Annotated in this window: 10 protein-coding genes; 8 read left to right on the forward strand and 2 right to left on the reverse strand. The window is 66.4% G+C overall.

Features of this window, described 5'->3' with window-relative positions; translation table 11 throughout:
* The first annotated feature begins 30 nt into the window (after positions 1-30).
* Positions 31-1,965 carry a DNA topoisomerase (ATP-hydrolyzing) subunit B gene (gene gyrB / locus RYH79_RS03160; RefSeq protein ID WP_370896146.1) on the forward strand — a complete coding sequence of 645 codons (1,935 nt, stop codon included), beginning with the start codon at positions 31-33 and terminating at the stop codon, positions 1,963-1,965.
* Positions 1,966-2,033: 68 nt separating this feature from the next.
* The gene (gyrA, locus tag RYH79_RS03165) at positions 2,034-4,523 is read left to right on the forward strand and encodes a DNA gyrase subunit A (RefSeq protein WP_370896147.1); all 2,490 of its coding nucleotides are present in this window, start codon (positions 2,034-2,036) and stop codon (positions 4,521-4,523) included.
* 6 nt (positions 4,524-4,529) lie between these two features.
* Here gyrA and dnaJ read toward each other — a convergent pair whose 3' ends face one another.
* The gene (gene dnaJ, locus RYH79_RS03170; RefSeq protein ID WP_370896148.1) at positions 4,530-5,711 is read right to left on the reverse strand and encodes a molecular chaperone DnaJ; all 1,182 of its coding nucleotides are present in this window, start codon (positions 5,709-5,711) and stop codon (positions 4,530-4,532) included.
* Positions 5,712-5,812: 101 nt separating this feature from the next.
* Between dnaJ and RYH79_RS03175 the strand changes: the two genes are divergently transcribed.
* The gene (locus tag RYH79_RS03175) at positions 5,813-6,361 is read left to right on the forward strand and encodes a GNAT family N-acetyltransferase (RefSeq protein ID WP_370896149.1); all 549 of its coding nucleotides are present in this window, start codon (positions 5,813-5,815) and stop codon (positions 6,359-6,361) included.
* Between the two features lie 6 nt (positions 6,362-6,367).
* Here the strand turns inward: RYH79_RS03175 and RYH79_RS03180 are convergent, their stop codons facing one another.
* Entirely contained in the window at positions 6,368-7,573 is a 1,206-nt protein-coding gene (locus RYH79_RS03180) for a DNA cytosine methyltransferase (RefSeq protein ID WP_370896151.1), read from the reverse strand.
* Positions 7,574-7,705: 132 nt separating this feature from the next.
* On the opposite strand from RYH79_RS03180, the gene RYH79_RS03185 reads away from it, so the two are divergent.
* From RYH79_RS03185 to RYH79_RS03205, 5 genes are all read left to right on the forward strand, one after another.
* Positions 7,706-7,996 carry an ArsR family transcriptional regulator gene (locus RYH79_RS03185; RefSeq protein WP_489753359.1) on the forward strand — a complete coding sequence of 97 codons (291 nt, stop codon included), beginning with the start codon at positions 7,706-7,708 and terminating at the stop codon, positions 7,994-7,996.
* A complete protein-coding gene (locus tag RYH79_RS03190; RefSeq protein ID WP_370896155.1) occupies positions 7,989-9,095 on the forward strand; it encodes a hypothetical protein in 1,107 nt (368 codons plus the stop codon). Before RYH79_RS03185 ends, RYH79_RS03190 begins: the two co-directional genes overlap by 8 nt.
* A 68-nt stretch (positions 9,096-9,163) precedes the next feature.
* Positions 9,164-9,649, forward strand: a complete 486-nt coding sequence (locus RYH79_RS03195; protein ID WP_370896157.1) for a DUF5810 domain-containing protein — start codon at positions 9,164-9,166, stop codon at positions 9,647-9,649.
* 182 nt (positions 9,650-9,831) lie between these two features.
* Complete coding sequence (dnaG, locus tag RYH79_RS03200; protein ID WP_370896159.1) at positions 9,832-11,592, forward strand: DNA primase DnaG; 1,761 nt, start codon at positions 9,832-9,834, stop codon at positions 11,590-11,592.
* Positions 11,593-11,644: 52 nt separating this feature from the next.
* A complete protein-coding gene (locus RYH79_RS03205; RefSeq protein ID WP_370896161.1) occupies positions 11,645-12,064 on the forward strand; it encodes a DUF5791 family protein in 420 nt (139 codons plus the stop codon).

Consider the following 12,064-nt stretch of genomic DNA (forward strand, 5'->3'; position numbering starts at 1 on the left):
CCGAAGGTGCCCTAACTGGAGTAGGTTCCTATGTCAGGCTCAGGCGAAAGCGAGTACGGAGCCGGCCAGATTCAGGTTCTGGAGGGCCTTCAGGCCGTCCGGAAGCGACCGGCAATGTACATCGGCTCCACCGACTCGCGTGGCCTCCACCATCTCGTCTACGAGGTCGTCGACAACGCTATCGACGAGGCGCTCGCGGGCCACTGCGACGAGATCGAGGTGACGATCCGCGACGACGGCGCCGTGTCGGTGGTCGACGACGGCCGCGGTATCCCCGTCGACACACACGAAGAGTACGACCGCCCCGCACTGGAGGTGATCATGACGGTCCTCCACGCCGGCGGGAAGTTCGACAACAAGTCGTACCAGGTGTCCGGCGGTCTCCACGGTGTCGGCGTGAGTGTCGTCAACGCGTTGTCTCGGTGGTTGGAAGTAGAGGTACGGCGCGACGGCTACCGGTGGCGTCACCGGTTCGACCACGGTGAGCCGGAGGAAGACGGCTTCGAACGGGTCGAACCGCTCGCGGACGACGACGACACCGGCACGGAGATCACCTTCTGGCCGGACACGGAGATCTTCGAGACGGACCAGTTCTCCTTCGACACGCTGGCGACGCGACTGCGCGAACTCGCCTTCCTCAACTCCGGCGTCGAGATCACGCTCGTCGACGAGCGTGACAGCACCGAGGAGACGTTCCACTACTCCGGCGGGATCAAGGAGTTCGTGGAGTACCTCAACGAGACCCGGACGCCGCTGCACGAGGAGGTGATCTACGTCGAGGACGCGGCCACAGTCGAGGACGGCGAGATCGAGATTCAGGTGGCGATGCAGGCCACAGACGAGCTCCAAGGCTCCGTCCACGCCTTCGCGAACAACATCAACACCCGCGAGGGAGGCACCCACCTCACCGGGTTCAAGACGGCGCTGACGCGGCTCGTCAACGACTACGCGGACTCTCACGATCTCGTCTCCGATCTGGACGACAACCTCCGCGGCGAGGACGTGCGCGAGGGGTTGACCGCAGTCATCTCTGTCAAACACCCGGACCCGCAGTTCGAGGGTCAGACGAAGACGAAGCTGGGCAACAGCGAGGTGCGAGGCGCCGTGGAGTCGACGATCCACGACCACCTCGGCACCTTCTTCGAGGAGCACCCGGACACGGCTCAGGCGGTCGTCCGGAAGGCTGCGGAGGCGGCGCGTGCCCGCAAGGCCGCGAAGAAGGCAGAAGAGCTGACGCGCCGGAAGTCGGCGTTGGAGTCGACGGCGCTGCCGGGGAAGCTGTCGGACTGTCAGAGCCGCGACCCCGCAGACTCGGAGCTGTTCGTCGTAGAGGGTGACTCCGCCGGCGGCTCCGCGAAACAGGGTCGCAATCCGGAGTTCCAGGCGATCCTCCCGTTGGGCGGGAAGATTCTCAACGTGGAGAAACACCGTCTCGACCGAGTGTTGGAGAACGACGAGATCCGCAACATGATCACTGCGGTCGGCACGGGGATCGGCGACGAGTTCGACATTGACGAGACCCGCTACGAGCGGGTGATCCTGATGACGGACGCGGACATCGACGGCGCTCACATCCGGACGCTGTTGCTCACTCTGTTCTACCGTCACATGCAGCCGCTGATCGAGGCGGGCTACGTGTACGCGGCTCAGCCGCCGCTGTACCGCATCCGGAACGGCGGGGAGACGTTCGACGCCATGACCGAGGCAGAACGCGAGCGTATCGTCGCCGAGGAGTGCGACGGGACGCCGGACCAGGTCCAACGGTTCAAGGGGCTCGGGGAGATGAACCCCGACCAACTGTGGGAAACGACCATGAACCCGGACAACCGGGTGTTGAAGCAGGTCACCATCGAGGACGCCGCCGAGGCCGACCGGATGTTCAACGTCCTGATGGGCGACGCGGTCGAACCCCGCAAGCAGTTCATCAAGGAGAACGCCCCGGAGGCGGACTGGGTGGACATCTGACCGCCCTCCGGCGACCGACGGTACAGTGACGCGACACAGACGGAGTCAGGCGGCCACGAGGTGACTTAATGAGTTCGAAACGAGGAGAACACGCAGCCCGGGTCGAAGAGGTCCGGATCGAAGACGAGATGGAACAGTCGTACATCGACTACGCGATGTCCGTCATCGCGGGGCGGGCGCTCCCGGACGTTCGGGACGGCCTGAAGCCGGTTCACCGGCGGATCCTCTACGCGATGCACGAGATGGGAGTCACGTCCGGCTCCGGCCACCGGAAGTCCTCCTCCGTCGTCGGGGAGACGATGGGGAACTACCACCCGCACGGTGACAAGGCGATCTACGACACGCTCGTCAACATGGCACAGGAGTTCTCCATGCGTCACCCGTTGGTGGACGGCCAGGGGAACTTCGGGTCGATGGACGGCGACCCGGCGGCGGCGATGCGGTACACGGAAGCCCGGATGTCGCCCATCGCGGAGGAACTGTTGGATGACATCGAGCGCGACACCGTCGACTTCCAGCCCAACTACGACGACCGGCTGGAGGAGCCGGGGGTGTTGCCCGCGGCGTTCCCGAACCTCCTCGTCAACGGCTCGACGGGGATCGCCGTCGGGATGTCGACGAAGATCCCGCCACACAACCTGGGCGAGGTGATCGAGGCGACGATCCACCTGATCCGGAACCCGGACTGTGACGTGCGGGAGCTGATCGACACGGAGGCGCTCCTCCCCGGCGAGGGCGGAACGGACGGCCCGATCCAGGGGCCGGACTTCCCGACGGGCGCCCAGATCGTCGGCAGTGACGGTGTCATCGACGCCTACACGACCGGCCGGGGTCGGATCCGCGTCCGGGCCACCTTCGAGGAGGAGACGAGCGCGAACGGCCGCGAACGGATCGTCGTGAAGGAACTGCCGTTCCAGGAGAACAAAGCGCGGATCGTCGAACGAATCGCCGAGGACGTGAACGAGGGGACGATCGAGGGGATCGCCGACCTCCGAGACGAGTCCGACCGGGACGGCGTCCGGATCGTGATCGACCTCAAGCGAGGCGCCTCTCGGGACGTGGTGAAGAACCAACTGTTGGAACACCACCTGGAGTCCACGTTCGGCGTCATCAACCTCGCGCTCGTCGACGGGCAACCCCGAGTGTTGACGCTGAAGGAGACGCTGGCGGAGTACGTCGACCACCGGAAGGAGGTCGTCACCCGGCGGACGGAAGACGAACTTGCGGAAGCCGAAGACCGTGCACACATCCTGGAGGGCCGGCTCCGGGCGTTAGAGCAGGTCGACGACGTGGTCGAGACGATCCGGGACAGCGAGGACCGCGACGCGGCGAAGGCGGCGCTGCGCGAACGGTTCGACCTCTCGGAGCCACAGGCGGCCCACATCGTCCGGATGCAGTTGGGCTCGCTCACGTCGATGGAGGCGACGGAGATCGAGGCGGAGTACGAGGACCTCACCGACCGGATCGAACGACTGGAGGAGATCCTGGCCGACGAGTCGGAGCTCGAAGACGTGATCGTCTCCGAGCTGCGGGAGGTGCGCGAAGAGTACGACGAACCACGCCGGACGGGGTTCGTCCGCGACGCCGGCAACGTGACCCGCGAGGACCTGATCGCCGAAGAGGACATGGTGGTCGTCGTCACGGAAGACGACTACGTCAAGCGGGTGCCCGCAGACACGTTCACGCCGCAGCGCCGCGGCGGTAAGGGAGTGATCGGCGCAGACCCGAAGGAGGACGACCGGGTGGCGTCGGCGTTCGTCGCCAGCACCCACGACAACCTCCTGTGTTTCACCGATCACGGCCAGGTGTACCGGATGAAGACGTACGAGGTGCCGGAGTACGGCCGGACGGCGCGTGGCACCTCGATGGTGAACGTCCTCGACTTGGACGACGGAGAACAGATCACGGCCGTCGTCAACTGCGGGGCGTTCACCGAGGGGAGCTACGTGACGATGGTCACCCGACGGGGCTACGTGAAACGGACCGCCGGCGAGGAGTTCGAGAACATCCTCTCGACGGGAATCCGCGCCATCTCGCTGGCCGACGGCGACGAGCTCGCGGACGTCGAGGTGACCGACGGGAGTCAGGACGTGGTGATCGGCACGGAAGCCGGGATGGCGATCCGGTTCGACGAGACGGACGCCCGGGCGATGGGGCGGTCGGCGCGTGGTGTCCGCGGGATCAGCCTCCGCGAGGACGACCGCGTCGCCGGGCTCGCGGCTATCGACGACGACGTGTCGTGGACGCTGACGGTGACGGCGAACGGCTACGGCAAGCGAACGGCTGTCTCCGCCTACCGCCGGCAGAACCGCAACGGCCACGGCCTGATCGACATCGACACCGGGGAGCGCAACGGGCCGGTTCGCGCCATCGAGACGGTGTCGCCCGGCGACCACCTGTTCGTGGCCAGCGAGCAGGGGCAGATTACCCGCACGCCGGTGGAGGAACTGTCCGAGCTCGGGCGCAACACGATGGGCGTGAAGGTGATGGAGACGGACGACGACGACGCCGTCGCCTGCGTCGCCATCGGCGAGCCAGACGAGGGAGACGAGGAGTAGTCGCCGTCAGAAGAAGTCGTTCAGCTTCTGGAAGAACCCCTCTCCGACGTCGACCTCCTCGCCGCCGGCCTCGGCGAACTGTTGGAGCGCCTCCTTCTGATCCTTGTTGAGGTCGTCGGGAGTGACGACCCGCACCTGGACGTAGAGGTCACCGCTGCCCCGGCCACGGAGCCGCGGCATCCCCTTCCGCTTGAGTCGGAACGTCTCGCCGCTCTGGGTGCCGGCGGGCACGTCCACGTCGATCTCCCCGTCGAAGTGGTCGACGCGGATCGTGTCGCCGAAGACGGCCTGTGGGAACGAGATCGGCTCCGTGACGTGGAGGTCCGTGCCGTCGCGCTCGTAGCGGTCGGACGACTCGATCTCCACGTCGATCAGGAGGTCGCCGTCGGGCGCGCCCCGTTCGCCGGGGGCACCCTCACCGTCCATCCGGAGCGTCTGACCGCTCTCGATGCCGCCGGGCACGTCGACGGTGAGCGTTGCCTCTTCGCGGGTGATGCCGGAGCCGTCACAGACGGCACACGTCTCCTCGGGCACCTCGCCGTTCCCCTCACACTCCGGACAGGTGGTGGTCTGTTGGACACGCCCGAGCGGGGTCTGTTGGACCTGTCGGACCTGGCCGCGGCCGTTACACTCCGGGCAGGTGTGGACGTCGGCGTCTCGGGGGTGTCCCCGACCGCCACACTCGTCGCACTGCCCCGGACGGGCGGCGGTGAACTCCTTGGTCGTGCCGGCGTACGCCTCCTCCATCGTGATCTGCATCCGAGTGCGGAGGTCTTTGCCGGCACGGCGACCGTTGCGACCGCCGCCGCCGCCGAAGAACTCCTCGAAGATGTCGCCGATACCACCCATGCCGCCGCCGCCACCGCCGCCGCCGCCGAACGGACCGCCGGCACCGCCGCCGAACGGGCCCTGCCCCGGGCCACCGCCACCGCCGCGGCCGTCCTCGAACCCGCCGCGCTTCTCCGCCTGTTCGAACTGGTCGTGGCCCATTCGGTCGTACGCCTGCCGTTTCTCCTCGTCCGTGAGGACCTCCTTGGCCTTCTTGATCTGCTTGAACTTCTCTTCGGCGTCCGGCTCGTCGCTCACGTCCGGGTGGTACTCCGTTGCTTTCTGGCGGTACGCCTGCTTGATCTCCTCTTCGCCGGCGTCTCTGGAGACGCCCAACACCTCGTAGAAGTCCTCGCTCATCGGTCGTTGTGTGGCGTTGGCGGCGACGGTATTTGAATCGCCTGCCTCGTGCCCCGAGACGACCGCGTGCAGTTTATCAACGGCGCGAGCCAACCCGTTCCGTGACGACTGTGGCGTCGGGTAACCACGACGGGGGGGTCGTCGTCCGGGAGGCGTGTCGTGAGGACCTGCTGTCCGTCTACCGGATCGAGAAGACCGCGTTCGAACAGCCGTGGCCGTACGCGGCGTTCGAGCGACTGCTGTCTGCGCCGGCGTTCCTGGTCGCCGAGCGGGACACCGACCGCCCGCCCGTCGACCCGGCGGCCGAGCAGTACGCCGACGGCTCCGGAATCGTCGGCTACGTCGTCGGCGACGTGACGCCGAACCACGGCCGCGACATCGGCCACATCAAAGACATCGCCGTCAGACCGGACGCCCAGGGGAGCGGGCTGGGGCGGCGGCTGCTCCGACGGGGGCTCCACCGACTCGCCGCCGCCGGGGCGAGCGTCGTGAAGTTAGAGGTCCGGGCGTCGAACACCCGCGCACAACGGCTGTACGACTCCGAGGGGTTCGAGCCCGTCCGGACGGAGCCGCGGTACTACGGCGACGGGGAGGCGGCGTACGTGATGGCGCTGGAGTTGGGCGACTGGATCCGGGGCGAACGGGGGTGACCTCGGTCAGTCGGCGGAGTCGAGCGTCGCCTGCTTGGCGAAGCCGTCCGTCGTCGCCGACGATTCGAACTCCGACAGCGAGCGGCCACCGGACCGGAGCCGGTGGACGCGCTCGCGGTCTCCACGCGACAGCGTCTCGCCGAACACGTCTCTCCGGAGGTAGTAGCCGACGGCCTCGGCCAGATACGGCGGCACGGCGTTCCCGATCTGTCGGCGAACGGAGACGAGCCCACCACTGAACCGGTAGTCGTCCGGAAACGTCTGGAGCCGTGCCCCCTCGCGGGGCGTGAGCCCGCGGTCCTCGAACGGATGGATACACCGGGCGCTCGACGGCTTGGACATGTTCGAGGTGATCGCAACTGCCGGCGCCGTCGAGTCCAGCCGAGAGTAGGAGTTGTGGTAGCCAGACGACGGCTGTAGCTCCGCTGGAATCGCCGTCCGGTCGCCGCCGTCTGGGATGTGTGAGATCATCTCCACCATGTCGTCGCTGTGGTTCGCAGCGACGTGTGCAGACAGTTTCGTCGTGTCGCCGCGGAGATCCGCCTGTAGCGCGGTCTCTGGCTGTGCCGTGTACTGGGTGGCTTCCTCGCCGGGAGCGACGCGCGGCAGATCGCCGATGGCGTCTGCGACGCCCGGTTCGGAGATTGTGTCGAGATCGAACTCGTCGAACGGACTCTCGGCAACGTCAGACTTCGAGGCCAACACGAGGAGCCGTCGGCGGTGCTGTGGGACGCCGAACTCCGATGCCTCGACCACGCGGTGTGTCACGTCGTAGCCGAGACGGTCGAACGAGGCCGTCACCGCCTCCAGAAACTCTCCGCCGGCGGTCTTCTGCATCCCACGGACGTTCTCGAACAACACCGCCGTCGGATCGAGCGCTGCCACCCAGTCGACGAAGTTCTCGAACAGGTGATTCCGCTCGTCGGAGCCATCCGGGCTGACAACCTCCGAGAACCCCTGACACGGCGGCCCCCCGACGACGAGATCGACACGGTCGCGGCCGACGACTTCTGGGATCTCGGCCAGCGCTACCTCGCGGATGTCGCCCGAGAGGTCTGTGGCCGCGAGCCCGTCCCGGTTGTCTGTGAACGTCTGGCGGGCGTCTTCGTCCACCTCGACCGCGTGGACCAACTCGAAGCCCGCCCGTTCGAGCCCGACGGACAGCCCACCTGCGCCCGCAAACAGGTCGACGTAGCTCAGCTCTCCGGCCATCACACGTCTTTGTCGCCAGATGCTGTTTAAGGATTCGCACCAGGGCAATAGTTGGTAACTGTCTGGTAACCATTTGGTAGCTTTTTCTTTACTCGGTGCTCGTAATGAGTAGACGGCAAGGTGACTGCGACAGTGAACGCCGGAGACGACGGCGAGGCGGAGCTACTCGAACTCGTCGCGTACGTCAGTAGCTCGAAGTACCGTCGTCTGGTGACCGAGTGTCTCGATGCTCGTCCGAGACAGCCGAGTCGAATCGCAGACGAGAACGACCTGGCGAGACCACACGTTAGCCGCGCTCTCGCCGAACTGCGCGAGAGGCAGTTAGTCCGCTCGCACTCGTCGGACTCCAGAGCCAAGCTCTACACTCTGACAGATTTAGGCGACGAAGTCGCAACACGACTCGAGGGGCGTTCGGATGACTGACCCGGAACTCCCGACGGAGGCCCGCGAATTTCTCTCCGACCACTTCCCCGAACGGGTGCCGGTGTTCGACGGGACGCCAGCAGAGCGTGACACAGTCCAGTCGATGGTGGCGACTGTCGCCGACTCACTCCACGACAACGTCGGGGAACTAGGAGTCGCACTCGACTTTCTGATCGTCGCGGAAGAACTATCACAGGTGGACGGCTGGCGGTCAGGGTTCGACCCGGATATCACGACAGACGACATCTTCGACCGATACGATACGAAGGACACGAAGACGCTGACGGTCCTCTATGATGGCAATCAGTACGGGATTCGCTCTGTTCAGAACGAGATCCGTGACCTGTTCATCTACGATCTCCGACGGACGAACTTCCCGAGTTCGCCAGGACACCACACTGGAAACTGGCGTGACTACAGTGATCTCCTGGAACAGGCGTTCAGACTCTCTCGGTCCGGCCGATTCGAAGCTACGGTGCGGCTGTTCGAAGTTGGACTGGAGAAGCTGCAAGAGAAGCGTCTAGAGTCGAGAGAACCGGCGTTTCCGACACCGTTCTCTGCCGTCGTCCGCGAGTACGAGCGGAGTCATCCGGACGAGAACGGCGGACTGGCGTTTCAGGCGATTGCGTACGGCTACAGTAAAGCCGAGTGGTCTCACCTCTCGTTCCGTGCCAGTAAAGTCCGCACTGGCTCGTCGAGACAGAACCGATACGGAGACATCGACGGATTCCTCGGCCCGGATCTGATGATTTCGGTCGAGGTAAAGGACCTTCTGATCGACGAGTCGAACGTCGACGGGGAGCTTGGAACGACAATACAACTCGCGGAAGACACGACGACAGTTCCGATTGCGATGTGTCGAGAACTGTCTGACGGAGCGAGAAATCACCTCCGGTCGCGTGGTGTGGAACCACTCGACGACGGCGACCTCCTCTCTGAACTACGCCGGTGGGACTACCACAAGCAGAATCGAGCTGTTCAGGCGACACTTCACTATCTCGCCAACGTGGAGGAGAATCCCGATGCCGTCCAGCGGTTCCTCCAGTTCATCGAAGAAGTCGACGAGGACAACCGCGCACTGGATCACCTCATCGACTGACGAGCGAACACCGACTCTATCCGCCCGCCTCCGACACGCCTACGGCCGTCGAACCCCCACTCGGGAGCATGGGCTACGCCTGTCCGGTGTGTGACACCCCTCAGCGGGACGCCGAACACCTCGCCAACCACCTCGCCTTCACCGCGATGCTGCGCGGCGGGGATCACGAGGCGTGGCTGGACGACCAGGTGCCGGAGTGGGAGGAGCTAGAGCCGTCGTCGCTGGCGGACCGCGCCGCCGACCACGCCGAGTCGGCGACGTACGACGAGGTGTTCGAGGACACGACCGAAGGCGACGACCACGGTCACGGACCGGACCACGGTCAGGGCGGGGACCACGCACACGGTCGGGACACGGTGCGACAGACGCCCGCGGGCCGGGGGTACGACGCCACGGCGGACGCGGAGGAGACGGAGAACGTGCTCGCGGAGGCACGGCGACTCACGGCAGCGATGTACGACGACGGCGACGACACGACGGGGGACAGCGACGCGGAGACGACCGACGGGGACGACGACGTGGACACGGCGGACGGCGACGACTCGACGGCGTGATACCGTCGGTGGACCGTTTGTCTCAGCCTGATTCTGGAGAAATGTGTTCGACGGGACCACAGTTTTCGGAGGTACGACAGGTATATCCGACCGGGCCGGGTTACACCGCTCGGTGACACGATCAGCCGCACCACGACGGCAGTTCACCAGATCACCATCACACCCCCGAGGAGGGGATCACAATGGAAGACACATCGAAGTACCTCATTCACGCACGCATCACCGCGGACGGCGTCGTCGAGCGGTCGGACGTCGTCGGCGCGGTGTTCGGACAGACGGAGGGACTGTTGGGCGACGAACTGGACCTCCGGGGCCTCCAGGAGTCCTCGAAGATCGGGCGTATCGACGTCGAGATCGACAGCGAACACGGACAGTCGTTCGGCGAACTGACGATCACCTCCAGTCTCGACAAAGTCGAGACGGCGATTCTGGCGGCCTCGTTGGAGTCGATCACGCGGGTGGGCCCGTGTGAGGCGCGCGTCGAGGTCGCGGAGATCGAGGACATGCGCGCCGCCAAGCGTCGGGAGGTAGTCGAACGCGCGAAAGAGCTGTTGGCGGAGTCGTTCGACGACGGCGTGATGGACTCGACGGAGATCCTCGCGGAGGTTCGTGACGCCCAGCGGGTCGAACGGATCGACGACTACGCCGGCTACCCCGCCGGCCCGCGAGTGACCGACTCCGACGCGGTGATCGTCGTCGAGGGACGCGCGGACGTGACGACACTGCTGGACTACGGTATCAAGAACGCCGTCGCCGTCGAAGGGACGAACGTCCCGAGCGAGGTGGCCGACCTCACCCAGGACCGTACCGTGACGGCGTTTCTCGACGGCGACCGCGGCGGCGACCTGATCCTGCGCGAGCTCGCGCAGGTGGGCGACGTGGACTACGTCGCGTACGCCCCGGAGGGGACGTCCGTCGAGGACCTCTCTCGCGAGGCCGTGATGAACGCGCTCCGGGACAAGGTGCCGTTCGAGACGCTGCCGGCGGCCGACCAGGAGGAGGCGACACGGCCGAGCAGCCGGGCGTCGACGAACGGCGCCAGCGAGTCGGAGCCGTCGGTGGCCGCGGACGACGAAGACAACGATCGGACGACCGGGAGCGTCCGCACGAGCGGCACGGACAGTCGCGAGGCGATCGGCGGCGTCGGGACGACGAGCGACGGCACCGTCTCCGTCGACCCGGAGGCAGTCGCCGACGAGATTGCCAACGACGGGCCGACGACCGACGGTGACGACACGACCGACGGTGACGATACGACCGACGCCGACGGCGACGGAGTAGACCAGAGAGTCGACGGTGAGGAGACGGACGGATCGGTCGACGGCGAGGCGGAGAGCGAGACAGGCGAGTCGGTCGACGGCGAGGCGGAGAGCGAGACAGACAGATCGGTCGACGGCGACGTGGAAAACGAGACGGACGGATCGGTCGACGGCGACGAGAGAGCCGACAGCGACGAGACGGACGGATCGGTCGACGGCGACGAGAGAGCCGACAGCGACGAGACGGACGGGTCGACCGACGGCGAGGAGGAGGCAGAGACAGACGAGAGAGCCGACAGCGACGAGACGGACGAGTCGGTCGACGACGAGGAGGAGCGTGAGACAGACGAGACGGTCGACGGCGACGAGTCGAGCGCCGGCACCCCGGCGACCCTGCGCGGGCACGTCGAGGCGGTGATCGACGCCGGGACGAACACGGCCCGACTGCTGGACCGCGAGATGGAAGTCGTCGCGGACGTGCCGGTCGGCGCGGCGTTCGACACGCTCGCAGACGAGGAGACGACGGGGTTCGCGCTCGTCGTCGACGGCCAGGTGGACCAGCGACTGTTAGACGTGGCCGCCCAACGGGGGGTCGAACAGATCGTCGCGCAGTCCAGCGGGGAGTTCGTCAAACGGCCGGCGTCCGTCCGGGTCGTCACCGCAGACCGGCTCGCGTCCGCGTGAGCGATCTGCGGGAGTGGCAACGGTTTTGCGGGCACGGTTCCCATCGACGGACATGTTGTACGACGCGTTGCCGGAGGCAGACGAGCCGACGCCCGCGGACCTGGAGGCGGCGTACGCAGCCGAGCTCGGGGCCGTGGTCGACGAACACGGCCGGGAGACGGTCGCGGACGCCAGCGGCGTCCCCGCGGAGACGCTCGCGGCGTTCCAGTCGGGGGAGGTGGCCGACGCGACCGTCTCGGACGCCGCGGCGGTGCTCGCCGTCGACGGACCCGACGCGGACGTGGTCGTCGCCGAGGTGCGCGACGACCTCATGATGGGGCTGTCGACCGCGATCCTGGACGTAGACACGGTGGCCGTCGAGATCGACAGCGAGCTGGACGGCCGCGAGGTGCGCCAGGCGCTGGAGGGGCAGATCAGACTGCGGCTGGACGAACTGGCGGCGATCCAGTCGTTGATCCGATCGCGGGAGTAG

It is taken from the genome of Halobaculum sp. MBLA0143 (assembly GCF_041361465.1).
GTDB lineage: Archaea > Halobacteriota > Halobacteria > Halobacteriales > Haloferacaceae > JAHENP01.